Source organism: Archaeoglobus neptunius, assembly GCF_016757965.1.
GTDB classification, from domain to species: domain Archaea; phylum Halobacteriota; class Archaeoglobi; order Archaeoglobales; family Archaeoglobaceae; genus Archaeoglobus; species Archaeoglobus neptunius.
In genome coordinates, this window is record NZ_JAEKIW010000006.1 from 9,563 (window position 1) to 33,058 (window position 23,496).

At 46.0% G+C, this 23,496-nt stretch carries 28 protein-coding genes; 11 read left to right on the forward strand and 17 right to left on the reverse strand.

Going from position 1 to position 23,496, the window contains the following annotated elements:
* Positions 1-50: 50 nt before the first annotated feature.
* Genes JFQ59_RS05365 through JFQ59_RS05375 form a run of 3 tightly spaced genes read left to right on the forward strand, consistent with a single transcriptional unit; the run spans position 51 to position 3,906 of the window.
* Positions 51-1,454, forward strand: a complete 1,404-nt coding sequence (locus JFQ59_RS05365; RefSeq protein WP_202319393.1) for an NAD(P)/FAD-dependent oxidoreductase — start codon at positions 51-53, stop codon at positions 1,452-1,454.
* On the forward strand, positions 1,451-2,728 hold the full coding sequence (locus tag JFQ59_RS05370) for a TldD/PmbA family protein (RefSeq protein ID WP_202319394.1): 1,278 nt from the start codon (positions 1,451-1,453) through the stop codon (positions 2,726-2,728). Before JFQ59_RS05365 ends, JFQ59_RS05370 begins: the two co-directional genes overlap by 4 nt.
* Positions 2,728-3,906 carry a TldD/PmbA family protein gene (locus JFQ59_RS05375; protein WP_202319395.1) on the forward strand — a complete coding sequence of 393 codons (1,179 nt, stop codon included), beginning with the start codon at positions 2,728-2,730 and terminating at the stop codon, positions 3,904-3,906. Before JFQ59_RS05370 ends, JFQ59_RS05375 begins: the two co-directional genes overlap by 1 nt.
* Here the strand turns inward: JFQ59_RS05375 and JFQ59_RS05380 are convergent.
* Genes JFQ59_RS05380 through JFQ59_RS05410 form a run of 7 tightly spaced genes read right to left on the reverse strand, consistent with a single transcriptional unit; the run spans position 3,903 to position 12,654 of the window.
* Positions 3,903-4,337 carry a hypothetical protein gene (locus tag JFQ59_RS05380; protein ID WP_202319396.1) on the reverse strand — a complete coding sequence of 145 codons (435 nt, stop codon included), beginning with the start codon at positions 4,335-4,337 and terminating at the stop codon, positions 3,903-3,905. The two genes, JFQ59_RS05375 and JFQ59_RS05380, sit on opposite strands and share 4 nt — an antisense overlap.
* Positions 4,309-6,165, reverse strand: a complete 1,857-nt coding sequence (locus JFQ59_RS05385; RefSeq protein ID WP_202319397.1) for a type II secretion system F family protein — start codon at positions 6,163-6,165, stop codon at positions 4,309-4,311. The genes JFQ59_RS05380 and JFQ59_RS05385 overlap by 29 nt, the downstream gene beginning before the upstream one ends.
* Positions 6,162-7,697, reverse strand: coding sequence for a type II/IV secretion system ATPase subunit (locus JFQ59_RS05390; protein WP_202319398.1), 1,536 nt, complete (start codon positions 7,695-7,697; stop codon positions 6,162-6,164). The genes JFQ59_RS05385 and JFQ59_RS05390 overlap by 4 nt, the downstream gene beginning before the upstream one ends.
* 45 nt (positions 7,698-7,742) lie before the next feature.
* Complete coding sequence (locus tag JFQ59_RS05395) at positions 7,743-8,024, reverse strand: MazG nucleotide pyrophosphohydrolase domain-containing protein (protein ID WP_202319399.1); 282 nt, start codon at positions 8,022-8,024, stop codon at positions 7,743-7,745.
* Between the two features lie 22 nt (positions 8,025-8,046).
* Complete coding sequence (qmoC, locus tag JFQ59_RS05400; RefSeq protein ID WP_202319400.1) at positions 8,047-9,186, reverse strand: quinone-interacting membrane-bound oxidoreductase complex subunit QmoC; 1,140 nt, start codon at positions 9,184-9,186, stop codon at positions 8,047-8,049.
* 8 nt (positions 9,187-9,194) lie between these two features.
* Entirely contained in the window at positions 9,195-11,435 is a 2,241-nt protein-coding gene (locus JFQ59_RS05405) for an FAD-dependent oxidoreductase (RefSeq protein ID WP_202319401.1), read from the reverse strand.
* 4 nt (positions 11,436-11,439) lie between these two features.
* Positions 11,440-12,654: a CoB--CoM heterodisulfide reductase iron-sulfur subunit A family protein gene (locus tag JFQ59_RS05410; RefSeq protein WP_202319402.1), complete on the reverse strand. Its 1,215-nt coding sequence runs from the start codon at positions 12,652-12,654 to the stop codon at positions 11,440-11,442.
* Positions 12,655-12,795: 141 nt separating this feature from the next.
* Between JFQ59_RS05410 and JFQ59_RS05415 the strand changes: the two genes are divergently transcribed.
* The 7 genes from JFQ59_RS05415 (at position 12,796) to JFQ59_RS05445 (ending at position 18,359) form a co-directional block, all read left to right on the forward strand.
* Complete coding sequence (locus JFQ59_RS05415) at positions 12,796-14,067, forward strand: DUF22 domain-containing protein (RefSeq protein ID WP_202319403.1); 1,272 nt, start codon at positions 12,796-12,798, stop codon at positions 14,065-14,067.
* Between the two features lie 35 nt (positions 14,068-14,102).
* The gene (locus JFQ59_RS05420) at positions 14,103-14,690 is read left to right on the forward strand and encodes a Kae1-associated kinase Bud32 (protein ID WP_202319404.1); all 588 of its coding nucleotides are present in this window, start codon (positions 14,103-14,105) and stop codon (positions 14,688-14,690) included.
* A 74-nt stretch (positions 14,691-14,764) separates the two neighbouring features.
* Positions 14,765-15,847 carry a chorismate synthase gene (gene aroC / locus JFQ59_RS05425; RefSeq protein WP_202319405.1) on the forward strand — a complete coding sequence of 361 codons (1,083 nt, stop codon included), beginning with the start codon at positions 14,765-14,767 and terminating at the stop codon, positions 15,845-15,847.
* 34 nt (positions 15,848-15,881) lie between these two features.
* Positions 15,882-16,469 (forward strand): DUF429 domain-containing protein, encoded by a 588-nt coding sequence (locus JFQ59_RS05430; RefSeq protein ID WP_202319406.1) that lies wholly within the window; start codon positions 15,882-15,884, stop codon positions 16,467-16,469.
* Positions 16,466-17,332: a damage-control phosphatase gene (locus JFQ59_RS05435; protein WP_202319407.1), complete on the forward strand. Its 867-nt coding sequence runs from the start codon at positions 16,466-16,468 to the stop codon at positions 17,330-17,332. The genes JFQ59_RS05430 and JFQ59_RS05435 overlap by 4 nt, the downstream gene beginning before the upstream one ends.
* Entirely contained in the window at positions 17,329-17,907 is a 579-nt protein-coding gene (locus JFQ59_RS05440) for a cysteine-rich small domain-containing protein (RefSeq protein ID WP_202319408.1), read from the forward strand. Before JFQ59_RS05435 ends, JFQ59_RS05440 begins: the two co-directional genes overlap by 4 nt.
* On the forward strand, positions 17,895-18,359 hold the full coding sequence (locus tag JFQ59_RS05445; RefSeq protein WP_202319409.1) for a Brix domain-containing protein: 465 nt from the start codon (positions 17,895-17,897) through the stop codon (positions 18,357-18,359). The genes JFQ59_RS05440 and JFQ59_RS05445 overlap by 13 nt, the downstream gene beginning before the upstream one ends.
* On the opposite strand, the gene JFQ59_RS05450 is transcribed toward JFQ59_RS05445, so the two are convergent.
* Genes JFQ59_RS05450 through JFQ59_RS05465 form a run of 4 tightly spaced genes read right to left on the reverse strand, consistent with a single transcriptional unit; the run spans position 18,337 to position 20,229 of the window.
* Positions 18,337-18,780, reverse strand: a complete 444-nt coding sequence (locus tag JFQ59_RS05450) for a bifunctional nuclease family protein (RefSeq protein WP_202319410.1) — start codon at positions 18,778-18,780, stop codon at positions 18,337-18,339. The two genes, JFQ59_RS05445 and JFQ59_RS05450, sit on opposite strands and share 23 nt — an antisense overlap.
* A gap of 46 nt (positions 18,781-18,826) precedes the next feature.
* Positions 18,827-19,327: a deoxyuridine 5'-triphosphate nucleotidohydrolase gene (locus tag JFQ59_RS05455; RefSeq protein ID WP_202319411.1), complete on the reverse strand. Its 501-nt coding sequence runs from the start codon at positions 19,325-19,327 to the stop codon at positions 18,827-18,829.
* A gap of 19 nt (positions 19,328-19,346) precedes the next feature.
* Positions 19,347-19,694: an SWIM zinc finger family protein gene (locus JFQ59_RS05460; RefSeq protein WP_202319412.1), complete on the reverse strand. Its 348-nt coding sequence runs from the start codon at positions 19,692-19,694 to the stop codon at positions 19,347-19,349.
* Positions 19,678-20,229, reverse strand: coding sequence for a DUF2150 family protein (locus JFQ59_RS05465; RefSeq protein ID WP_202319413.1), 552 nt, complete (start codon positions 20,227-20,229; stop codon positions 19,678-19,680). The genes JFQ59_RS05460 and JFQ59_RS05465 overlap by 17 nt, the downstream gene beginning before the upstream one ends.
* A 70-nt stretch (positions 20,230-20,299) precedes the next feature.
* Between JFQ59_RS05465 and JFQ59_RS05470 the strand changes: the two genes are divergently transcribed.
* Positions 20,300-20,611: a DUF5611 family protein gene (locus JFQ59_RS05470; RefSeq protein WP_202319414.1), complete on the forward strand. Its 312-nt coding sequence runs from the start codon at positions 20,300-20,302 to the stop codon at positions 20,609-20,611.
* On the opposite strand, the gene JFQ59_RS05475 is transcribed toward JFQ59_RS05470, so the two are convergent.
* From JFQ59_RS05475 to rpoE, 6 genes are read right to left on the reverse strand one after another with little or no spacing between them, the layout of a single operon-like run.
* A complete protein-coding gene (locus tag JFQ59_RS05475; protein WP_202319415.1) occupies positions 20,608-21,579 on the reverse strand; it encodes a bifunctional N(6)-L-threonylcarbamoyladenine synthase/serine/threonine protein kinase in 972 nt (323 codons plus the stop codon). The genes JFQ59_RS05470 and JFQ59_RS05475 overlap by 4 nt on opposite strands.
* Positions 21,576-21,743 (reverse strand): 30S ribosomal protein S27ae, encoded by a 168-nt coding sequence (locus tag JFQ59_RS05480; protein WP_202319416.1) that lies wholly within the window; start codon positions 21,741-21,743, stop codon positions 21,576-21,578. Before JFQ59_RS05480 ends, JFQ59_RS05475 begins: the two co-directional genes overlap by 4 nt.
* Positions 21,743-22,066 (reverse strand): 30S ribosomal protein S24e, encoded by a 324-nt coding sequence (locus JFQ59_RS05485; RefSeq protein ID WP_202319417.1) that lies wholly within the window; start codon positions 22,064-22,066, stop codon positions 21,743-21,745. Before JFQ59_RS05485 ends, JFQ59_RS05480 begins: the two co-directional genes overlap by 1 nt.
* Positions 22,044-22,634 (reverse strand): GTP-dependent dephospho-CoA kinase family protein, encoded by a 591-nt coding sequence (locus tag JFQ59_RS05490; protein WP_202319418.1) that lies wholly within the window; start codon positions 22,632-22,634, stop codon positions 22,044-22,046. The genes JFQ59_RS05485 and JFQ59_RS05490 overlap by 23 nt, the downstream gene beginning before the upstream one ends.
* Positions 22,635-22,823, reverse strand: a complete 189-nt coding sequence (gene spt4, locus JFQ59_RS05495) for a transcription elongation factor subunit Spt4 (RefSeq protein ID WP_202319419.1) — start codon at positions 22,821-22,823, stop codon at positions 22,635-22,637. It abuts the gene before it with no gap.
* The gene (gene rpoE, locus JFQ59_RS05500) at positions 22,823-23,392 is read right to left on the reverse strand and encodes a DNA-directed RNA polymerase (RefSeq protein WP_202319420.1); all 570 of its coding nucleotides are present in this window, start codon (positions 23,390-23,392) and stop codon (positions 22,823-22,825) included. Before rpoE ends, spt4 begins: the two co-directional genes overlap by 1 nt.
* Positions 23,393-23,496 lie beyond the last annotated feature (104 nt).

Here is a 23,496-nt window from a genome sequence, read left to right on the forward strand (position 1 = left end):
TTTGAAAACAACAAAGCTTAAAAGGCCTCTCAATACTAAGCTCAAAATGTATGAAATTTGACGTCATAATAATAGGCGCCGGACCTGGAGGAATGTTTGCAGCCTACAAGCTTGCAGGAAAGCTTAACACTGCGATTTTCGAGATGGGGCGGGATATTTCAAGCAGAAAGTGCCCAAGTGATCTGTCAGAAAGCTACTGCAGCAAATGCAACCCCTGCAACATCACATCCGGAGTTGGTGGAGCTGGAGGTCTCTCCGACGGTAAGCTGAACTACGTTAACCCCGAGTACCCATCAAGCTTCTCTGTGGGTGGTGATTTTGACTTTCTGGATCCCAAATACCTTATAGAAAAAATGAACGAAGTTGATCAGATTTTCCTTAAACATGGCGCTCCGGACGAGATCTACGGTGAGGATCCGGAAAGAATTAACGAATTTTTAAAGAGGGCGAATGCCGCTGGAATTGAGTTCGTACCTCTCAGACAGAGACACGTGGGGAGCGATGAACTTCCCAAGGTGGTAAAAAGTATCGAGGACAGGCTAAAAAAGGAGGGTGTCAGAATCTACACCCGAAAAACCGTTGTTGACATCGATCCAGAGAAGAAAATTGTCAGAACAGATAAAGGTGAGGAATACGGATACGACCACCTCATAATAGCGGTTGGCAGAAGTGGTGCAAGCTGGCTTGAAAGCTGGACAAAGGAGTACAGTATAGAGGTGGCGGAGAATTCAAAGGCTATCGACGTTGGTGTCAGGGTGGAAGTTCCCGCTTCAATAATGGACGACATCACTTCAACGATCTACGATCCAAAGCTGAGAGTTACAACGAAGAGGCATGATGATTACATGAGGACTTTCTGCACATGTCCGAGAGGGTGGGTAATAAGGGAGGACTACGGCGACTTTTGCCTTGTCAACGGCCACAGCAAGGCTAGGGAGAAGACAAACAACTCCAATTTCGCTCTTCTTGGACACTACGAGTTTACGGAACCTTTTGATGAACCCAACGAGTGGGGTAGAGACCTGGCAAGGATCACAACAAAGCTGGGCGGAGGGAACCCGATTGTCCAGAGGCTGAAAGATCTGAGGCTGGGAAGAAGGAGTACGGAGAGCAGGATAAGAAACAACAGGCTTGTAAAACCAACTTTAAAAACAGCAATACCGGGAGACATCAGCCTTGCCTATCCGGGGAGAGCAATAGATGACATACTCGATGCGCTTGAGAGGCTTGACAAGGTCATTCCGGGAGTGGCTGATGACTCCACCCTCCTTTACGCTCCGGAGGTGAAATTTTACTCCTTAAAACTGAAGGTCGATGAGTGGATGAGGACAAGCATTCCATACATTTACGCTATAGGTGACGGGGCAGGGGTAAGCAGGGGAATTGTTGGAGCAGCGGTAACAGGCCTGATTGCAGCCGAGAGCATATTGAAAGAGAGAGGGATGGACGGATGAATTTTTACGATATCAGAGAGATAGAAGCCACATCCCTCACCATTCAGCTTGAGAACGGAAAAATAGAGAAGCCAAAATACGATCATGCGAAAGCCAAAGGATTCAGGGTTCTGAAAAATGGGTTCTGGGGCATATTTGAAGGTGATGTTCCCGATGAGGTGGGCATAAAAATTGCTGAAGGAAACGCAGTTTTTGAATCGGATTCCGAAATTGCCGAGAATATTTCCGAGGGAAGGTATGTAATGAAGGTGAAGGTCAGACCGGAGGATGTGCCCATTGAAGAGAAAGTTGAGCTTTTAAAAGATCTCGAGAAGATTATAAGAGACGTGTGTGTCAGCACCAAAGTTGTTTACTTTGAAAACAGTCGAGTTTTCCGGTACGTTGATTCGTGCGGGTCTGAAGTCGAATATACAGTTTATCGAACCGGTGTCTCCATAACAGGAGTCGGAAAGGGTAAAACTCTTCAGTTTCTCTCAAGAAGGTTGATGAAAGCAGGTGGTTTCGAAGTGCTGAAAAATGCCGTTGAAACTGCCGAAGAGGTGAGAAAAATACTACCGAAGCTCGCCAACGCTGGTTCTCCTCCTTCAGGAGAGATGAATGTTGTGATGGATCCGAGCCTTGCAGGCGTGTTTGTTCACGAAGCTTTCGGGCATGCTGTAGAGGCTGATCACGTCCTTCAGGGCGCAACAGTTCTTGAAGGCAGGTTGGGTGAAAGGGTTGCAGACGAAAATGTCAGCATCATAGATGACCCCACCCTACCGGAATTTGGCTTCTTCCCCTTTGACGACGAGGGGATTAAGGCAGAGAAGAAGGTTATTGTGGAAAACGGAATTTTAAAGAGCTTTCTTCACAGCAGAGAAACGGCAAAGAAGCTTGGAGGACGGGCGGGAAATGCAAGATCCCAGGGGGTAGAAATTCCGATAGTAAGGATGAGCAACACGTACCTCGCACCTTCTGACTACACTTTTGAGGAGTTGCTCGAGGAGTGTGGAGAGGGCGTCTATCTTGTTGGATCGAGGGGGGGCGAAACCAACCCATCCACCGGCTATTTCCACTTCAACGCACAGTACGGATACCTGGTGAAGGGGGGTGAGCTAAAGGAGATGGTGAGGGATGTCTCGCTGGCCGGAAATACTCTTGACATTTTAAGAAACGTCAAAATTGGCAGCAGAATAGACTTCGATCCGGGATTCTGCGGTAAGGCCGGACAGCTTGTACCCGTTTCCGATGGTTCCCCCCATGTTCTCTGCAAAGCAACGGTAGGTGGAGCCTGATGGACTGGGAGGTGTATCACTACAGAACCAGAGGGATCTCTGCCGAGATCGAAGCGGGAAAACTGAAGGTTATTGAATCATACGCAGAGTCTGGCTTTGCGGCAAGGGTTATCGTGAAAGGGAGAGTTGGATTCGCGTCCTCGGCAAGCAGAGAGGAAGCAATCAAAATGGCTGAAAAGATAGCGAAAATTTCCGAAGACGTTCTGGACGACTTTCCCTCAGGGAGATTCCGAAGAGTCGAGGGGATCTATGACAGAAGGGTTGAGGATATCGATTCAAATTTTCTGAAGGAGGAATATGAAAGATTAGTGAGCTCAATCAGCAGAGCAAAGATTTCCTCGGCAAAGATTGCTCATGAGATCGAAGAGGTAGAAATAGAGAACTCCTACGGACTGGAGTGCTACGAAAAATCCACCATATCGTCAATGCTCGTAGAGACTGTACATGATGGAGGAAGTGGCTATGAAGTCTGCGACAGCAGAACTGCTGAGCTTGAAATAGAGGAAACTGCAAGAAGAGCAGAAGAACTTGCACTTGAATCTTCGAGGGCCAGAAAAATTGAAAGTAGTGTGTATGACATCGTGCTCGAGCCGATAGCCGTTCATCAGCTATTCTTCTATTCGCTCTACCCATCATTCTCTGCCGAGAACGTTGAAAAAGGCAGAAGCAGAGTTAGAATCGGAGATAAATACGGTGAGATAACGATCATTGATGATCCCACAGTGAGGGGCGGGTTGGCAAGCTGCAGCTTTGACGATGAGGGTGTCAATACAGTCCCGACCACGCTTATGGAAAATGGTGTAGTCAGGGGATATTACTCGGACTGGAAGCATTCAAAAAAGTACGGAATAACTGCAAATGGATTCAGAATGGAAAATACGGGCTATCCCTCTCCCATGCCCAGTAATATTGTAGTAAAGGCGGACGATACTGACGAGAGTGAAAAATGTATCATAATTCACTCTCTTATCGGTTCTCACACTGCAAATCCGATAAGCGGAGATTTCAGCCTGGAGGTTATGAACGCAAATTACAGAGGGAGTGCCGTTAAGGGAATGATGATCTACGGCAATATTTTTGACATGCTGAAGAGGCTGGAAGGGGAGCTCGGCGAAGTCAGACAGATCGAGAACACGATCACAAAATCCCTTAAATTTGGCAAGATAAGAATAATCTAAAAAGATTTCAAGAAGAAAATTGTCAGGAAGAGCAGAAAGATCATGACAAGAATCAGAAGAAAAATATCTCTCGTCAGTCTTCCGAGTCTTTTCTTATCCTCTCTCCTCAGAACCTGAAACTCAAGAGTCTTGCTGGTTACACCGTACCCCGCCTTTCCCTTAAACCGCACTTCAAGCTTGTGCTTGGCCGCAAACGACACGGGAAAGGAAAAAGAGAACATTCCATAACTGTTGGTTTCTGCATTGCCCAGCTCCCTACCATCCAGATAGATATAGACTCTGGCATTTTCAAGCGGAATCCATGATTTCTTTTTCTCATCGTAGTAGGTAAGCCATCCCTCCACAGTAACGGTGTCTCCTTCTGCAGGAGCTGCATCCAGGAAGTGGGCCGATATCCTTGTTTTACGGGAGTATGAATCTGAAGAAAACATAAACTATCACCACCAGAATGAAGACATGCTTTAAGCCAGATTCCAGCTTTCCCTCACCCATCAGGCCGGCCATAACTCCAGAGGACGCACCAACAATAAGAGACGTTTCCAGAAACGTTCGTTTTATTTCCGCCATATTGATACTCATCACATTCAGCATGGGTGTTGCCTCAACCGGTGTAAAGACTGACAGCATGTTCTGGATCAGGACATAGGCGGTGTACAGAAAGACAGCAAAAGATAAATAGATAATTATAATGTACATGCTCATCTGTGCCCTGATTCTGTCTCTGACCTCGATTTCCAGCTCGGAATACATGGATGCCGTTATCAGAGCCTCTCTTATGCTTGGGGTGGACTCTATTGCTCTTATAAGGAGGGATATCGCCCTGGTGAAAATGGGGCTTTTCACCCTTCTCTCGATCTTTTCAAGTGCCGATGTTATCAGACCTCCCCATTCGATCTCTCTCTTTATTTTTCTGATTTCTCTGCCCAGAATACCGAGTTCAGTATCAGAAAGGTGGCGTAGAGCCTCAACGACGTTGAGACCCGCTTCGTTTAGAGATGCAAGCTGTTTCAAAAATTCTGGCAGCTCCTTCTCCATTTTTCTCAAAACTCTTTCTTTGTACTCGATGAAAACAATGGATGGAAAGATAACAGTCGAGAGAGTGGCAAAAATCAGAATATCGTAGTCGATTTTTCCGTAAGCAAGGAAGAAAAATATCGCAGCGGGGAGGATCAGGTAAAAGGACAGGGCTCTGAGTGTTAGAGTGTACACTTCCTCCGTAAATGGTCTCGTTAAAAACTTCCATATTTTTCTCAGCCTGAGCCTGAAACTGTCAACCTTAAACCCGGGTGGCCTGTCTGCAATTTTCATGTCAAGAATTTCCACTTCTTCCCTTTTCTCTCCAAATCCTGCCGATTCACTTGGAATGGCCGATCTTATCAACCAGATGACGAGAAGGGTGCCAAGAGGAATAAACGTGTACATGACGAGCTTGAACACGTTGAGCGCACCGCCACCCACAAGCTGAAACACCACAAGCACGGTAAGGAAAAAGAGGGGGGCAACGATGAAAAGCGCCAGGTATATTTCTGCAAACACCTGCAGGGTTTCAAGGAAAAGAGTGTAATAAGTCTCCCGCTCCGACAGAAACTGTTCTGATTTTGCCCTCAAATACTCAACAACATCGCCTCCTCCCTCATATACATTGAGAAAGTTCTCAAGAAACGTTTTCAGCCTGTCAGATGGTGTGGTCTCGGCAACCTGCTTTACGGCTGTGTAAACGTCCGCACCAAATACATCCACCAGAAGGACTATTCTCTCAAACTCCCTGCTGATCTCACCAAAAACGTCCCTGTTCTCCGCTATAAACTTGAAAATGGAAATAAGGGGTACACCACCCTTAGCCATTCCCAGCATCATGTTGACCGCATGGGGTAAAGAGGAGTCAATTTTGCTTTTTCTCACGTTGGTCACGTAGTAAGGATACGAAAGGATGAGATATCTTGTAAATCCAAATGCGAGGATCGCAAATCCCGCACATAGGGCGATTTGGATCTTCCAGTACTCCACCACAAAGCCCCTGATAACCAATAACTCTTCCGGCTTGATTATCTCCGAAATCAGATAACCGAGCATGGTTCCGGGAACCGTGGCAAGAAGTGGATAGAATATGGCAATTGCCAGTATTTCAGATATCGTGTATCGAAGCCTAGACCTTTCAAGTGCACTCAGGAGATCCGAATACTTCTCTGGCTTTCCATTCACACGCTTTCTGTAAAATCTTCGGAGAGATAACGGCGAGTAAAGAATCGGCTCGCTCATACCATCTCACCAAGTCTGGACATTGCCAGTTCCGGATTGCGATAGTAGGCATGGATAAGTTTGGTAACACGTTTGTAGTCCCTAACTCCCTTCTTAACCATCATCTCAAGATACTGCTTCCGATTTTGCAGCTCCTCGTACACCTCCTGAACGCTTGTTCCCATGATGTCAGCAATCTTTTCTATTTTTTTCGGCATTCCCACCTCAACATGCTCATCAGCCTTTGGATCCCATTTAACAAACTGATTTACAAGCAGGTTCTTATCAACAGGGTCAATACCCAGTATTTCGTTTACCTCCTTGGTTCTCCTGAACCTCGTAGCACCTTTCACCCACATCGTCTGAACAAGCGCAATGTCCAGAAACTGGAGCATGCTCCTCGGAACCTTCAATGGTTCGCTTTCTAGTCTGTAAACCATCTGGTTGACATCTCCAGCATGCAGAGTTGAGTAACTTGCATGACCCGTAGACATCGCCTGAAACAGGGTCTGTGCTTCCTTACCCCTCACTTCTCCCACCACAATATAATCCGGCCTCTGCCTCAATGCTGCCTTCAGCAGGTCGTACATGTCTATTTCTCCCTCGCCAACACCCACTCTCGTCACCTCCGCCAGCCAGTTCTCGTGATACAGTTTGATTTCCCGGGTGTCCTCAATTGAAACGATTTTGGCCTCGGGAGGGACGAACATGAGAATGGCATTGAGGGTGGTTGTTTTGCCGCTTGCCGTCTCACCGACAACTATTGCCGAAAACTTGTACTCTATTGCAAGCCACAGATAAGCAAGGACTCCCGAAGGTACGGTTCCCTTTTCTATAAGGTCCACCGGCGTTAGGGGTTCAGCCGTGAACTTTCTTATGGTGAAACTTGAACCGTGAGGGGTTACTTCCGTTCCGAAAGTGGCCTGAAGTCTGCTTCCATCTGGCAACGTTGCATCAACTATCGGACTGGCAAGAGAGATATGCTTTCCACTCCTCTGAGTCAATCGCAAAACCATCCTGTCAAGTCTTTCCTTGTCAAGCACTATATTCGTTTCGATATTTCCGTATTTTTGATGATAGATGTATATGGGAATGTTGTAGCCATCGCAAGAGATGTCTTCAACGTTGGGGTCTTCCATCAGGGGATCTATCACACCATAACCGAAGAAATCGCGGAAAAGATAATAAAGCATTCGTGAATAGAAATTATCATCCAATTTTACAGCATATTCTCTGGAAAGTCTGTTTATATTCCCGACAAGAACTTCCGCCCTCTCCTCAATATCAACAGAAACATCACGAAGCACCAGCACTCTTTTGAGATCTGAAAAGAGGGTTGAGATCATCTGAGCTTCCTCTGGTCCGACGGTTGGCTCCAGTATATTGTAATAATCCCTGAACTCCTCCTCTTTTTCCACGATTACGGCCTTTATGAATGGTTCCTGGATCCAGTACTCATCCACAACTCTGTATTTCTCATCCAATTTTACGGAATCAAGTAAATTTCTGTCCCTTACGTACTTCCTTAGAATGTCATAGTGGTTTCTCACCATTAAAGTGTGTTATAGTTTCAAAAGATATATTTTTTTCTTGCAGATCTACAAGTCCGGGAGGTCCCACCTCTGGCTTGGATCTCCTTTCAGATATTTCTCAACGAGCCTTTCCTCAATGTCCACATCAAAGAGGTTCGCTATACTTAAAACCATAAACATAACATCCACAAGCTCTTCCATCACCATCTTCTTTTCACCCTTCCTCACTGCCTCTGCGAGCTCCCCCACCTCTTCAAAGAGCACTGCCAGTAGGAAAAGCGGTCCACTTTTTGAGTCCACAGAATAGTACTTCTTCCTGATGGCCTTCCGGATTTCCGCTACTTCCATAAAAAAGATTGAGAGTATATGTTTATTTTTGTGGTTCTCTGCCAACACTTTTCGCCCATGTGTAGGCAAGTGTTCTGTAAACCCAGTGGGCAAATTTGGAGTATGGTGCATATGCAACGAGTGAGAAGACCAGAACAAGATGCACCAAGTACATGTAGTACGCCGCAGTGCTCCCTGCATATCTAAGCGCCTCAACTCCAACTCCTGTCAGGCCTACAGCGAAGATTGTTGAGAGAAAGATCCAGTCAAAGTACGTTCCATACCCCACCTTTTCATTGGCAAACCTTGCAACTATAACCCAGCCCGAACCAAAAATCAGCAGGATCGCACCGAGATTGCCGAGAATCTTCACCGGATCGGAGAGCGGTAATGCAAGTTCCTCGACGCCAAATCCATAAATATAAACAATGTCTCCCAGCGTTGCAATGCCAAGAATGATGAACCCCCAGAAAATCATGAAATGTGCAAAAAAGCGATATCTGGAAGTTCCACACTCGGCGAACCGTGAATGTTTCAGAACGTCAATAACCGACCAGAACAAGCATTCGATGAACCTGGGGCTCGCCCGCACCACCTCAAGTTCTGCATTTTCCCCTAGCCTGTACTCGTAAATCTTTGAGACATCTGAGTTCACAGCATTCCAGAACCGATACGCCCCTATCGCTGCAACCAGAAGTGCCCATCCTCCCACGGCAAAACCTGCAAGCTCAACGTGAAGCTGGGGAATGAAGTTGCCTATAACTATCTCTCCTTCCGGAACCTGTGGATTGACAAGTGCCATGTATATCAGTGTCAAAATTACGGGTATTGCAAGGTAAACAACCAGACCATAAGGCCTTAGCAGAATCTTCGCAAAAAAGGATGGGAATGCAAGCTCCTGAATGACCTTTGCCCTTACCGCCCCAAGAACCTCTCCTGGCTTCGCACCTCTTGGGCAGTACTCACTACAATCGTTGCACTGATGACAGAGCCACAGGTCTGCATCCCCGATCAGTTTCTCTTTCAACCCCCACTGAGCCCAGATCATCTCTTTTCTGGGAAACGGATTTTCTTCAGGACTCTGCGGACAGATGACGCTGCAGGTGGCACACTGATAGCACTTTCTAAGCGTTTTACCTCCAAATCCTACCACATCCCTAACAAACTGCGCATCGACCTCCATACTCCACCTCAGAACCCTTTATACGGGTTCGCACCAATTTCCATGATCTGCTTGACGAAATTGTCGATTATTTCTGGAACTTTGTCCCACTCGTTTATAGATATTTCCACGACCTGTACTCTTTCTTTCTCGAGCATCAACCTCTCCAGAGTCTCGGAGACGTTCTCCATTCTCCTGTTGGCAAGCTCACTCCCTCTGATAAAGTGGCACTGGTAGTCTTCCCCATACTTGCACCCGATAAGCAGAATTCCGTCAATTCCCTTCGAAAGGGCATCCGCTATGAACACGGTATTCACCGATCCGAGACATCTTACCGGTATCACTCTTGCCAGCGGACTGTACTTCACCCCGTTCAATGCGGCCATGTCAAGTGCCGGCAATGCGTCATTTTCACAGGCGAACACTACAAAGCGGAACTTGTCCTCTGCCCCCTCGTCCCAGTTGGGATCAGGCACATAGATCGACTTAACCGCCGATGCCATCTGATCAATGCTGTAAGTCTTGAAGCTGATGATCCTTTCCGGACAGGCACCAAAGCATATACCACACCTTCTGCATCTGAGCGGGTTTGGCATTGGGGTACCCTTTTCATCCTCATCAAGGGCACCAAATGGACATTCCTCGGTACACCTCTTACACTGCGTACAGCGCTGCAGGAAGAAGTTTGGAAAGTCTATATCACCTGTTCTTGGAAACGTCGTCTTACCCTCTGCAACCAGCTCTACGGCCTGAATGGCCTTCAAAGCCGCACCTTTGGCATCATCAATGCACGATGCTATTTCCATTGGCGCTCTTACGGCTCCAGCAGCGTAAATTCCAAGTCTTCTGCTCTCATACGGGAAGCAGATGTAATTTGAGTCCGGAAATCCGTACTTGAGCGTCGGAAGTTCCGGGCCCTGCCTGTACTGCAGGTTCAGTATATGGCCGACCTGTTTCAGAACCTCGACATCCTCTTCGCTCTTTATCGAATGTGGTTCGGCAATGTGCTTGTAGGGCACAGTCTTTTCATCCGGGAACTCCTCCTTTACCGTGTACAGCCCCCTGAGAGTTGATACCATCCCAGTTGCGAGAACGACCAGATCCGCTTTTATAGCCACATCCTCTCCAAGCAGGGTGTTCGTAACCTCGACAACGATCTTTCCTCCTTCCTCCCTGATATCCTTAATTTCACCCTTGGTCAGAAATATGCCATCATCCTGCTGCATTTCCTTGTAGAAGTCTTCCCAAAGCCCCGGAGTTCTCATATCCTTGTAAATTATGAACGCATTTCCATCTGAAAGTTCTCTGACGTATTTTGCCTGTTTCAAGCTCACAAGACAGCATACCGAAGAGCAGTATGGCAGGTGGTTTTCGTCCCTCTGTCCGGCACACTGAATGAACACCACATTCTTTGCTTCTCTTCCATCAGACTTTCTCAGGATCTTACCATTTTTTGCCATTTCCTCAAATTCCAGATTCGTCACCACATCGGCGTACTTACCGTAACCGAGCTCTTCAAGATTTGTTGCATCGTAGGGTTTCCAGCCGGTGGCAACAACAATACCACCCGCTCTGAACTCTACCTTGTTACCATCCTGATCAAGGATAACATCAAACATTCCCGGCTGACCGCTGATTGATTCGATCGTGGCCGAGGTGTAAACCTCGATGTTCTCGTTGCTTTTGACCTCATCAATTAGTCTGAAAACAACCGGCTCTTCTGTTTGAAGGAACGGTGGAGTTGTGGGGAGGGTTTTGTAGTATCTGGCAACCCATCCACCAAGTTCTGGCTCCTTCTCAACCAGATATGCTTTGTATCCTGCCTTTGCAATTTCGAGAGCGGCGGTTAATCCGGTAACCCCCCCTCCAACAACAAGTATATCCTTGGAAACTTCCTCTATGTACGGTTCCGGTTTCTCCGCTTTCTGTGCTTTGGTTATCGCAATTCTGATATAATCTTCAGCAAGTTCCTGTGCATGCTCATCAATTTCATGGCTCCATACCACTCCCTCTCTCAGATTTGCCCTCTCCACATATTTGCCATCAAATGCAAAGACCCCGGTTTTTACACGTGGTGAACATGCAGCTATAACAACCGCATCCAGCTCTGAGAGATCAGTCTCAATCAATTCAACTCCTTCTTTTGAGCACAGATGAGGATGAACCTTTGCCTCAATGCCAAATTCCTCTTTTGCAACATTCTTCAGTCTATCGATATCGAGTTTATCAATATCACAACCCGTGCAGATATACACACCCACTTTCTCCATTATTTCACCTCCTAGCGAGCTGTATTGCCTTCAGAGCCGCTGCCGTTGCGCTTTCATTTGCTGAGGCAACCTCCATGGGCATCGCCGCTACCCCTGCAGGGAATATCCCCGGTTTTGGTTTAACAAATCCATATTCGTCAAGATCTATTCCGGGAATTGGATCTATCGCAGGCTGCATTCCGGTGGCAAGTACAACCATGTCCACTTCTCTCTTGGTCTTTACTCCGGTAAGGGTATCTTCTGCTGTAACCACAAGCCTGCCATCTGCCTCCTCAACCTTCGCCACCTTCCCCTTGATCAACTCAATGTTCTCGTCGGCCTTGACTTTGGTAAAGAAGTCCTCATACCTGCCAAAGGCCCTGATGTCTATGTAGAAGATGTATATCTTTGCATCGGGATACTGCTCTCTGACGTACGTTGCCTGCTTCAAACTTGCGAGACAGCAAATTGCTGAGCAGTATGGCAGGTGGTTTTCATCCCTGCTTCCGGCACACTGAACAAAGGCTATTGTTTCAATGGGCCTGCCATCCATAGTCTGTATTTTTCCACCTGTTGGACCGTTGAGTGATGCGAGTCTTTCCATTTCCATGTTGGTGATGACGTTTTTGAATTTTCCATAACCCAGATTGTCGAGTTTGGTTGCATCGTAGGGCTTCCAGCCGGTGGCTACTACGATTGACGAAACATTAAGATCTATGATCTTCTCCTCTTCATTGAGATCAATGGCATTGTATTTGCAGGCAGAAACGCACTCCCCACACTTGTCGCAGTACCTGTCATCAATGTAATACTTAAAGGGCATTGCCATAATCGTCGGAATATCGATGGCTTTTTTCGTTTTCAGGCCAAAGTTGTAGTCGTCAGGCACCTCAACAGGACACACATCCCTGCATGCACCACATGCCGTGCAGTTATCGTTCACGTATCTCGGTTTCAGCCTGACCTTTACAAAGAAGTTCCCCTCCTCGCCAGATATTTCCAGTACCTCTGCACTGGTGAAGTACTTCAGTTTCGGTGTGCTCTTCATCCTTTTGAACAGAATTTCCAGCCCGCAGAAAGGTGGACAGAGCTTTGGAAAGTACTTGTTTAGCTGAGAAACTCTGCCTCCAAGATACGGGTTCTTTTCCACAAGAATTACATCATAGCCGGTTTCAGCAGCTTCAATAGCAGCAGTTAAACCAGCAATTCCGCCTCCTATAACAAGTATCTCGCCAGCCATAGCTAACACCTGACCCCTCTTTCATCCACCCAGCTTGAAGAGAAGTTAATAAATGTATCGAAATTAAGCCGTATTCGAAATCCCGAACTTCTTGAAATTTTCCAGAAAAATTTATAAGATTAATTGTTTATTTGAGAGTGCTTGAGGGCAAAAATATCGTACTGGGTTAACGGAATCGGGAGCAGGATTGACGAGCTGGAAACCGAACTCAAACCAGTGGGATACAGAATGGCTCCAGTAACACAGCTTAAGGCCCTCATTGCAGACGAAGATGTGACAGTAGAAAGGGGGGAGCCTACAATTGTGAAGATAAAACTCATTGAAACGCCAGAAAACACAATAGTGGGACCGCTGCACATCATGAGGCACGCGCTTGGTTCAGTTGTTGATGTTATTGAGTGCGGGATTCCTGGCAGAGTTGAGGATGAAAAATGCATAAATAACGTATTCTTTCTTCCGGTTGAAAGTGGAGAAATTAAAAGGGGCGATTTAATTGGCGTGTTAAAGATATTCTTCGTCAGAACGGGATTGCTCTCCAGATTGATACATTTAAAACCTCCAAAACCGGAAATTACAGGCGAGAGGATAAGAACTTTTCTCACATGGAGGGATGACAGCAACATATACAGAGAGGAAATAGAGGCCGAATTTACAGATTATACCAGAACTCACGTCGGGATGTGGAAACCTATAATTGCAAAAGATAAAATAGCTGTCAGAAGGGGGGAAGTGGTAAGAATTCCTGTTGAAGAAATTGAACTGCCACCAAATACCGTTGTTACACCTCTCGGAATTCTTTTCAATGCATATGGATCTCTGATAGACATTGTGGAGCTTGGAAAACCTTCAAGGGTGGAAAACAGAAAAACGATTAGCCAGGCGGTATTTCTACCAACCAGCGATGGTGTTGTTGAGGAGGGAGATATTATCGGTATCATTAATGTATATTTTGTTGGTTCAGATGCTCTTGAAATACCTGAAGAGGAAAAGAGTGAGGCCCAGATTGTCTACAGAGTCGGAAAGGGTATTGTCAGAATTACCACCACCACAGAACCTCTGGTATTCAGGAGAAAAGATACCGCATACTGGGAAGCGGTAATAGCAAAGGAGGACAGAAAGCTGAAAAAAGGGATTGCGGAGTTCATTTCAATCGAACCCATCAGACTGCCAGGGTATACAATAACATACCCGCTCAATACGATGTGGCACGCATGCGGAAGTATAGTGGACGTGGTCGTGAATGGTCTGAAAAGAGTCGAAGAGGAAAGGGTGGTTGATAAAGTCGTCTTTCTTCCATTAATAGACGGAGAAGTTAGAGAAGGCCAGCTCCTTGGAATACTGAACGTATTTAGAATCGGTATGGCAGAAATGCCTTTTCTTCCGGATTTCTTCCTGAAACCCGAATGGATTTAGCAACATTTATTTTCGGGGGTTGCCTATCTCCTGACGTGAAGGTTTACCTCGGAGGAGAGGCGGAGGTCAGAATTCTGGAAGATGTTGTGATAAAAAAGAGGAAGGCCAAAAAATACAGGATAGAGGAGCTTGACAGAGAGCTGAGATTTCGGAGGACAAGGAATGAGGCAAAGATAATTTCCAGTGCTCGGAGATCGGGCGTTCCAACACCCATTATTCTGGATGTGGATAATGACACCATAGTGATGGAGAGGATAAAAGGTACGCCTGTGAAGGACTGCATGAGCGAAGAGGTGAGCATGGAAATCGGAAAATGCACGGCCAGACTTCACAAAGCCGGAATAATCCATGGCGATATAACCCCCATGAATCTCATTCTGTACGGAGGCAGGATATACTTTGTCGATTTTGGTCTTGCATTTTACGACAGCAAAGTGGAGCCGATGGGCGTTGATGTTCACGTATATTTCGAATCACTGAAAGCAAGCTTTGAAAACTGGGAAAAGCTCAGAGACTCTTTCATAAACGGTTATATCGAGGCTGGAGGCAACATAGAGGTTATAGAGAGGGCAAAAGAAATAGAAGAGAGGGGAAGATACGTTGAAAGAGTTGGAATGGGTTGAGAAGCTTTATATGCTCCCTTTCTGAAAAATACCATGTCCACATATACTGAAAAAGCTTCGTAGGTTGGGATAAGATGAACGTATTTGGTACTTTGCTCAGAGTCACAACATGGGGTGAGAGTCACGGTAAGGCTGTAGGCTGTGTGATCGATGGTTTTCCTGCAGGTTTTAAGATAGATAAAGAATTTATCCGAAGGGAAATGGAAAGGAGGAGGCCTGGCGGTAAGTTTGCGTCCAAAAGGAAAGAGGTGGATGAAGTGGAGATACTGTCGGGGGTGCTCGATGATGTTACACTCGGAACCCCGATATCCATGGTGATCTGGAACAGGGATGTTGACTCCAGGCCGTATGAGGAGCTGAAAACTGTCTTCAGGCCGGGACATGCCGATTTCACATATCATGCAAAATTTGGTATTCGGGACTGGAGGGGTGGCGGAAGGGCTTCCGCAAGAGAGACGGCTGGCAGGGTTGCCGCAGGTGCTCTGGCAAAGCTGCTGTTAAACAGGTACGGGATAAAAATTCTCGGTTATGCACGGGAAATTGCAGGTGTAGGCTGTGAAATTGATGATGTCGAAAAGGCATTCGAAATTGCCGAGAAGAGTCCGCTGAGAATGCCCGACAGAAGTGCAGAGGTGGAGGCTGAGAAAAAACTGAAGCAGGCAATAAGCGAGGGTGACAGTGTTGGAGGTATCGTGGAGGTAGTTGCGAGAAATGTACCTCCGGGAATCGGAGAACCGGTTTTCGGTAAACTCGATGCCTATCTTGCATATGCTGTGATGGGAATCCCTGCAGTGAAGGGTGTCGAGATTGGATCGGGTTTCAAACTTGCAAAAATGAAGGGAAGTGAGAGCAATGATGAAATCGGATTAAAGGATGGAAAAATTAAGTTCAAAACGAACAATGCTGGTGGAATTCTTGGCGGGATATCCAACGGAGAGGATATCGTTATAAGGGCTGCCATAAAACCGACTCCCTCCATATCCAGAAAGCAGAAAACAGTTGACTATGGAAGTATGGAAGAGGTTGAGATAAGCGTTAGGGGCAGACATGACCCATGCATAGTCCCAAGAGCTGTTCCTGTGGTTGAGGCAATGGTTGCCCTGACTATCGCAGACAGCATGATGATTCAAGGGCTCATTCCGAGAAGCTTTCGGTGAAGGAATAAATACAACCTGTTACCTAAAATCTAATGTGTACTGCGGGATCGATGTTGGACTTAAGAGATGTCATGCTGCTGTTATTTCTGACAGATTAGAATTTTCCGGCCTTTTTGAGGAACTCAGGTTAGACAATATCATGGCCGCGGGGATAGATGCTCCACTGAGTTTTCCAAGCAGAGGGTCCTTCAGAGAGTGCGAAAAACTGCTGCTAAAGATGGGAATCCGGCTCTTTCCCTCCGGTGCTCCATTTTTCAGGAAAATCGCCATTAGAGGGATGGAAATTGCCGAAGAACTTAGAAATATTGGGATCAGAGTTTATGAAGTATACCCCTATGCAACAAGAGTGATTCTGAACATAGCTCCCAGAGCCAAGAAACGGAAAAAGGAAGGGCTAATGGAAATTCTTGGCTCTCTTTCGAGATGGGTTGAGATTGATGCCGTCTCACACGATGAAGCTGATGCGATTATCGCCGCATTAACGGTCAAAATGTACGAGGAAGGCAAGGGTGTGATGCTGAAGGGATCGGATGGAGAAATTATCGTTCCGATGGATCCAACACAGTTAAGACTGAGTTCAGATGGTAAAATTAATAATCGCCGTGAGTATGGGAATGTATGAAAATTTCCCCACTCTGCCCATCATGCCTGCTCAGCAGAGTATATTTCGAAGCCAGGCTTGTGACTGACGATGACGAATTGATTTCAAAATGTGTTGACAACTCCCTGAAAATCCTTTCGAAAAATTTTTCGAAACGTCCCGTGAACGCTCACCTTGCAACCAGAATACACAGAGAGGTGTACGAAATACTCGGTGTTGAAGACCCATACGCTCAGGTAAAAAACAGAGCCAACAGGGTTGCAAAGGAAGTTCTCCATGTTGCGGAGAAAACTGTAAGAGAGTCAGATAACCCTTTTAAAACTGCCGTCATCATATCGATAATTGGAAACAACTTTGACTACGGGGTTAGCGGGCACAGGGTTGTTGAGATGAACTTCCATGAGTTTCTGACAAAAAAGCTTGAAGAGGGTCTTGCGGTGGACGATGTTGAAAAACTGGAGGATTTCTGCAGCGGTAAAGTTGTCTATCTCACCGACAACGCAGGAGAAATATTTTTCGACACCCTTCTTATGAAAGAAATCAAAAAAAGATCATCAAGACTCACCGTCGTTGTGAGAGGAAGGCCGATAATCAGTGATGCCACAATAGAGGATGCGAAACTTGCTGGGGTCGATAAAATTGCCGACGAAATTCTGACGAATGGAAAGGGTGCCATCGGGATAATCAGGGAAGAACTACCCAAAAGAACGTTAGATCGTCTGGAAGAGGCAGATATAATAGTCGCAAAAGGGATGGCAAATTACGAATGTCTCTCAAATTCGGAATTCAGACCGATAGCATTCCTTCTGACTGCCAAATGCCATCCGGTCGCCAAGGACATTGGAGTTAAGGTTGGGGAGATGGTGGCGAAGGTGGTGAAATGAATCCACGGGAACGATCCCTGATAGACCTTTTCGCAGCTATGGAAGATTTTGCAGGTCCCGCACTGGAGTGCAACTACTACCCATGTCACTTTGACGGCCAGGACTGCTCCATCTGCTTCTGTCCATTTTACCCCTGTCTGATCTACCAGCTTGGTGGTGAACTGGTAGTGTCTTCGTCAGGCAGATATGTGTGGAGCTGTAAAAACTGCACCTGGATTCATGAGAAGGAAAACGTGGAGGAAATAGTAACCTACTTCACAGCGTTTCCTAGACAGCTTCTTGTTGAGGAGGGGTGGCACTTTTTCAGCAAAAGTCTTCAGGAAATCATTTTTGGAGAAGAAGTTGGGTGGTTCGAAAGCCGGGCATACAACCTGATGCCGGCCAATTTCTTCAACAAAACGTGTGAAACCGTTGTTGAGGGCGAGTTCCTTGATGTGATCCTGCACGGATTTGAGATAATTTCTGTCAGAAGGATTGTATCTCCAGAAGAAGCAGAGGGTGTAATAATCCCCAAAAAGTCTGGAGAAACCCTTATCGGACTTATAGAGGGGGAATTCGTCAGATGTACCTTATAACCACCTCAAGAAGGCCCGGGAGAAAAACAAGAAGATTTGCAAAGGTCATTGCAAGATTTTTCAACTGGAGGTACATCAACAGGGGTAAGCTCAGCCTGAAAGACCTGAAATCGATCTCAGAGGATTTCTGGATTATTTCAGAAGTTAAGGGAAATCCAGCAATAATGATCCTATTCAGAAAAGGTGATGAGGTACTGAGAATGGGCTTTACGGTTAGCAATATCAAAAAGGTCAAAATGGACGACAGTGCTGTAGTATTCAGGGGAAAATCCCAGATAGACCCTCTTATTTTCGGTGCCGTCCCTCAGACCAGGGTTGGAAAGAAACTTGCCAGAAAGGTCAATTTCACAAAAAAAGTTGTGGTCAGAGGCAATTTATGGCAGTTTTTTTATGGTAACGAGTTGCTTATGACGATGAAAATTCTTTATTTCAAAATCCAAAACTCTCACTGAAGTCCATAAACTCTGGTGGAAGCTCATCGTTTCCTGCCTCGTCCATAACCTCTTCCTCAACAAATATCGGGCAGGATAGCCGAAGTGCGATGGCAATGCTGTCACTCGGTCTTGCATCAACCTCTATTGTCTTATCATCCTGCTTCAGAACAAGCCTGGCGTAAAAGGTGTTGTCTATCAGATCATCAATTACTATCTTCTCGACCTTGGCATTCAGCTTTCCTATAACATCCACCATCAGGTCATGAGTCATGGGTCTGGGAGGAATGTCTCCTTGAAGAGCATAATATATCGAAAGAGCTTCGGCTATTCCAATGTATATCGGCAAAATCCTACCATCCTCCGTTCTAAGAACAACTACGGGAGATTTCCCAAAAACACTTTTCACGGCAAACAAACCAAACACTTCTGCCAGCAACACAAATCAATCTACGTTGCAAAAATATTAAATATTTTTTGCTGGGGAGTCAAATGTTTTCTCCCTTATAAATTCCCCGGTACTCCTCAGTTTCGGATGTAAGCCTAATAAACACGAGCTGAACGATTCTGGCGTTTCTCGAAAGCCATATTCCTGCTTCGTTGTAAACCACAATTCCCACCTCACTCCTGCCCTCATATCCGGCATCCCAGACGGCTGTCAGAACGTTTGCCCCGCATCTCACCAAGGTTGATCTCGGCCGTGCTATGGCCATCAAATCCCTTCCGATCTTCACCACCTCGTTAAGATACGCTCTGTAAACCCCTTTTGGAAGATAAACCCAATCTCCGAACTTTATCTCCTCTAAGTCTGGAAGTTCCCTTCTGCTGTTATCGAAATCAACCCTGCCACAACCCCTCAGCTTTGCCACAGCCTTCAATGTACAGTCAAAGCCGTTGGGCTGCAACTGCGTTTCAAGATCCACATAATCCCTGATCAGCCCTTCTTCCACGATCCTTCTCCTGATCTCATCCTTCGATAGAACGGCCATGCAGAAAGTTAAACAGAATCTAATATTTCTTTCTCTTCAGAATATCATCCACAAAATCAACATAAAACGTGTCAATTTCATCGTAACTCTTTATAATTTTGGCAACTTCAACGGCAATTATGTGGGAGCACGGCTTTAACCCTTTAAGATTAACCAGAAAATCAGGGCATGTGCAGGAGTTTTCCTCAACAATGTACTCTTCCTTACCAACCACCACAAAAAAGTCCCTGTACTTCTTAACCCTCCCCTCCCTCACGTACTCAAAAGCCTTCTCGCCTCTCCTGCCAAAATTGAGAAGCAGGGCCTTGTAAAGCTCATATTCATTACTGCTCTTTGCGGCCCTTACGACCTCACTCGGTAGATACATCTATCTTGCTCAATTCCATTACCGAATTTATCGCATCTACCCCGTCAAGCCATATCAGAACCTCGCTATCCTCCGGTAGATCAAGTTCCGGGAGCTGTTCACCCTTAATTACCTTTGCCCCTATCCTCGCAACCGCATCAAGAGAGGCTTCTAGGTTTCCCTTCTTTTCGCCTGCCAGTGCATCCTTTACCAGAGAGGCAAAATCCTTTCTGCTGAACTTCCCCTCAAAGTAATACCTGAACGAGAGCAGTGCAGCCCTAATGCTCTCCAGTGTGAACTGGTAGAGCTCATTTTTCAGTTCATCCCCAAAATCATGGTTTGAGAGGATCCCGGTTATTTTGTCTATTTCCCTCAGAGCATCTGCTTTCTTGATTTCTCGCTCTTTAACGGCCCTGACGAGATTGAAACAGGCAATTATCATATCTTCCAGCATCTGGTCGAATACCGAGAATGTATCTGGATCGTCTTCTTTAATCTCGGTTTCCTCGATTTTTCGAATCCAGTTGTTCAGTCTTGACTCACTGTAAAACTCCATAAAAATAGTTGGTCAGGAGATTATAAGAATTTTGATAAAACTTTTTTAATCTGAATCCATAAAGCCGGTCATGCGTGAGTACAGATTCAAACGGGGATTCAAACCAACACCTGAAAGACTCGAAGAGATGCTGGAAAAACATTTTGGTGGGTTTGAAGTTGATGGCAACTACTACATCGTAAGAGACTTTGGAGCAATAGAAGAACTGAAACTCAAACTGGAAAACAAACGGCTTTACGCAGAGTCAAAAACAAGAATGACTGATGATGACACTGCACTGAAAACACTGAAAACCTACAACAGGTTTCTCGAGGAGCTAACCGGATACACTGCAAAAGAGAGGCAGAAACTGATGAAGAAAGAGGCGGAAAAATCCGGTTAATCCCATCTTACCTCCACATCTTCTATTCTGAAGTCCGGCCTGACATAGGATTTTTCAACGGGAGTTACATAACCATGTTTGTACATTAATAGACCGGTGTAGGCAATCATGGCGCCGTTATCTCCCGCCAGTTCTTTCGGTGGGGTATAAAACCTTGCCCCCCTGTCATCGCACATTACTCTGAGCATTTCCTGAAGTCTCCTGTTCGCTGCCACACCCCCGACAAGCAGTACCTCATTTAAGCCCAGATAGGCAAGGGCTCTTTCAGTAACCTCTGTCAGTATTGCAAACGCCGTTTCCTGAAAGCTGTAAGCCACATCCTCCGGCGAAACTCCAGAATCATATAATTTCTGGGCTGCCGTTACCATCCCGCTGAACGAGAAATCCATGCCCTTTACCACATATGGAAGCGGGTGGTACTTCTTTCCATTCTCTGCCAGTTTTTCAATCTTGGGACCGCCGGGATGTTTTAAACCCATATACCTCGCAAGTTTGTCAAGCGCATTTCCAATTCCGATGTCCAGGGTTTCACCGAAAACTCTATACCTGTTACCCCTTCTTGCAATAACCTGACTGTTGCCTCCGCTGACGTACAGCACAACGGGCCTCTTCGCCCTTGTTTTCCACCTCCCTACCTCAACGTGGGCCAGACAGTGGTTAACGCCAACAAGCGGTTTCTTAAGCTTTACAGAAAGCAACCTCGCCGCTGTAGCAACAACTCTCAGGCAAGGCCCCATCCCCGGACCCTGAGAAAAGGCTATGACGTCTATAGAGTCTCTTTCAACCTTATCAAACAAACGGGAAAGTAAGGGGGCCATTCTCTCGCTGTGATGCTGAGAAGCTTCCCTTGGATGTATGCCCCCTTCTTTAGGCTGATATGGATCGTTCAGCAGTGCAATTACATCATTCTCATTAACCACTCCCACGCTGAGACTCCAGGCGGTGCCCTCAATTCCGAGAGCAATCATTTCTTCTTGAACTCGGTGTACCCGCACTTACCACAGCTTAACCTGTCTTTGTGTTCTGCCAGAAAAACACCTTCTCCGCATCTCGGGCAGAACTTTCTCTTCCTGACGACTTTCTCACCTTTTATTTCATAAAGCCTGTGTATGCTCTCAGCACCTTTTGTCATTACGCTCCCTCCTCAGATACCTCTTCACCTGCTTCTCCCTCACCGGACGCCTTGAGATTTCTCTCTATGATGTGATCTTCCTCAATAGACTTTAAATCGTCCACTGTGTCGTATATCTTAACGTAGCTTTTCGCCTCCGTTTTACCGAACTCGGTTTTTATGTAATCTACTACAACTCTTTCAATCTCCGCATTCATCAGGCCCGCTATTTTCGCTCTGACATCATGTCTTGAAGGCGTCTTTCCCTCAAAGCTAAGCCGGCAGTAAACTTCCCTTCTCCTGAGCAGCGGGTTGTATCTCTCACTCTCCACGTAAACCTCCAATCAAATCACCTCCTGTCAAATACCTTAGCTCCTCGCAATCTTCAACCACTTCCATCCTTCTTAAGAGGTTGAGTATTAGAATTTTCTTGTCAACATCTACCTTCAAAGCGACAACACCCTCTCGAGGCTGACCATAAATAATGAGCGAATTTTCAGGGAGGAGAATCCCAAGAGGAACCACAGCAAGATCTTCCTCTCCGTCTACGAAAACCATGACTTTTTTTCCATCATCAGCCAGTTCCACGGCTTTTTTCAAATCCGAAATTAGTCTGCAGGAAACATATCCGGCAGGATTCCAGGTTTCAATTCTTTCATCAAAAACCTCGGTTTCAAACTCTACGCTATCCTCCCTCAGGGTTTTTCCGTCAATAACTGCAATATCCGGAATCACGCCAACCTTCACGGCTGATGCTGAAACAAGGTCTCCAACACAGCACAGAAGTCTGCAATCACCTATCTCCTCGACCTCAAGTATCAGCCTCTCACCACTGCCCCTGTACAGTTTCCCATGAGGCTTTGCAAACTCTTCTCTCATGTTTTCCGGTAACCTCAGACCTCTGAGCCTCATCTAGCCAACTCTTAAGGCGTATTTACCCGGGATCTTAATTTCCAGTCTTTTTGCTATTTCACTTTTCTCCGGGTCGATTATTACAACATACCCGTACCACTCTTTTGTCAGCTCAGTGCTCCCGCAATTTTTGCAGATTGAGGAATCCATACTTATGAATTTGCAGTTTCTGCATGCAAGCTCAGCCATTACAGTTCACTCTCCTTTTCCATCTTTTCAATATCTTCATCAATCCACTTCAGGGCTCCAAGCCACGGCTGACGCATTGTCAAACCAATTTTACTCTTTTCCGGTTCCCTCTCCTTCAAACTCAAAGAGACGATCCTGGCCCTGACGTGATCGCCTTCCTGCAGTACCTTCTTCGTTTCTCTACCCACAAGACGTTTGTTCTTTTCATCAAAAACCATGTAATCGTCGGTAACCTGGCTCATGTGCAGGAGAGCATCAAAAGGACCGATTGAGACAAAGGCCCCAAATTCAACAATCTCAATTACCTCCCCTTCGACGACCTCCTGATGAATCGGTTTAAAGCATATTGCATTGAAAGTGACATCAAAATAAACAGCTCCGTCTCCTTCTATTATCCTTCCCTCCCCCACGTCCTCTATACTCTCAATTCCAATAATCATGCCGTATTCCCTATCAAGCCTCCCCTCAAACTGCTCCCATAGGAGAGAGTTGATTACCGCCTCGAGATCCTCTCCAAGTTTCGATGGTGGTACCCTTACCGTATCACGGAGCTTTATACGTGCATACATAAAATCATCACCGCAGGTTTTGCTCGTATGTGAGGCAATATAAATTTAACTAAGGCGAGACATGTTGATGATAGTAAGCTTGAGTATTTTTAAAAGATCAGAAA

What these genes read in the sequence shown, in the direction of transcription:
- JFQ59_RS05365 (WP_202319393.1), top strand. Translation starts at nt 51, where the DNA reads ATGAAATTTGACGTCATAATAATAGGCGCCGGACCTGGAGGAATGTTT.
- JFQ59_RS05370 (WP_202319394.1), top strand. Translation starts at nt 1,451, where the DNA reads ATGAATTTTTACGATATCAGAGAGATAGAAGCCACATCCCTCACCATT.
- JFQ59_RS05375 (WP_202319395.1), top strand. Translation starts at nt 2,728, where the DNA reads ATGGACTGGGAGGTGTATCACTACAGAACCAGAGGGATCTCTGCCGAG.
- JFQ59_RS05380 (WP_202319396.1), bottom strand. Translation starts at nt 4,337, where the DNA reads ATGTTTTCTTCAGATTCATACTCCCGTAAAACAAGGATATCGGCCCAC.
- JFQ59_RS05385 (WP_202319397.1), bottom strand. Translation starts at nt 6,165, where the DNA reads ATGAGCGAGCCGATTCTTTACTCGCCGTTATCTCTCCGAAGATTTTAC.
- JFQ59_RS05390 (WP_202319398.1), bottom strand. Translation starts at nt 7,697, where the DNA reads ATGGTGAGAAACCACTATGACATTCTAAGGAAGTACGTAAGGGACAGA.
- JFQ59_RS05395 (WP_202319399.1), bottom strand. Translation starts at nt 8,024, where the DNA reads ATGGAAGTAGCGGAAATCCGGAAGGCCATCAGGAAGAAGTACTATTCT.
- qmoC (WP_202319400.1), bottom strand. Translation starts at nt 9,186, where the DNA reads ATGGAGGTCGATGCGCAGTTTGTTAGGGATGTGGTAGGATTTGGAGGT.
- JFQ59_RS05405 (WP_202319401.1), bottom strand. Translation starts at nt 11,435, where the DNA reads ATGGAGAAAGTGGGTGTGTATATCTGCACGGGTTGTGATATTGATAAA.
- JFQ59_RS05410 (WP_202319402.1), bottom strand. Translation starts at nt 12,654, where the DNA reads ATGGCTGGCGAGATACTTGTTATAGGAGGCGGAATTGCTGGTTTAACT.
- aroC (WP_202319405.1), top strand. Translation starts at nt 14,765, where the DNA reads ATGAACGTATTTGGTACTTTGCTCAGAGTCACAACATGGGGTGAGAGT.
- JFQ59_RS05435 (WP_202319407.1), top strand. Translation starts at nt 16,466, where the DNA reads ATGAAAATTTCCCCACTCTGCCCATCATGCCTGCTCAGCAGAGTATAT.
- JFQ59_RS05440 (WP_202319408.1), top strand. Translation starts at nt 17,329, where the DNA reads ATGAATCCACGGGAACGATCCCTGATAGACCTTTTCGCAGCTATGGAA.
- JFQ59_RS05445 (WP_202319409.1), top strand. Translation starts at nt 17,895, where the DNA reads ATGTACCTTATAACCACCTCAAGAAGGCCCGGGAGAAAAACAAGAAGA.
- JFQ59_RS05455 (WP_202319411.1), bottom strand. Translation starts at nt 19,327, where the DNA reads ATGGCCGTTCTATCGAAGGATGAGATCAGGAGAAGGATCGTGGAAGAA.
- JFQ59_RS05460 (WP_202319412.1), bottom strand. Translation starts at nt 19,694, where the DNA reads ATGTATCTACCGAGTGAGGTCGTAAGGGCCGCAAAGAGCAGTAATGAA.
- JFQ59_RS05465 (WP_202319413.1), bottom strand. Translation starts at nt 20,229, where the DNA reads ATGGAGTTTTACAGTGAGTCAAGACTGAACAACTGGATTCGAAAAATC.
- JFQ59_RS05470 (WP_202319414.1), top strand. Translation starts at nt 20,300, where the DNA reads ATGCGTGAGTACAGATTCAAACGGGGATTCAAACCAACACCTGAAAGA.
- JFQ59_RS05475 (WP_202319415.1), bottom strand. Translation starts at nt 21,579, where the DNA reads ATGATTGCTCTCGGAATTGAGGGCACCGCCTGGAGTCTCAGCGTGGGA.
- JFQ59_RS05480 (WP_202319416.1), bottom strand. Translation starts at nt 21,743, where the DNA reads ATGACAAAAGGTGCTGAGAGCATACACAGGCTTTATGAAATAAAAGGT.
- JFQ59_RS05490 (WP_202319418.1), bottom strand. Translation starts at nt 22,634, where the DNA reads ATGAGGCTCAGAGGTCTGAGGTTACCGGAAAACATGAGAGAAGAGTTT.
- spt4 (WP_202319419.1), bottom strand. Translation starts at nt 22,823, where the DNA reads ATGGCTGAGCTTGCATGCAGAAACTGCAAATTCATAAGTATGGATTCC.
- rpoE (WP_202319420.1), bottom strand. Translation starts at nt 23,392, where the DNA reads ATGTATGCACGTATAAAGCTCCGTGATACGGTAAGGGTACCACCATCG.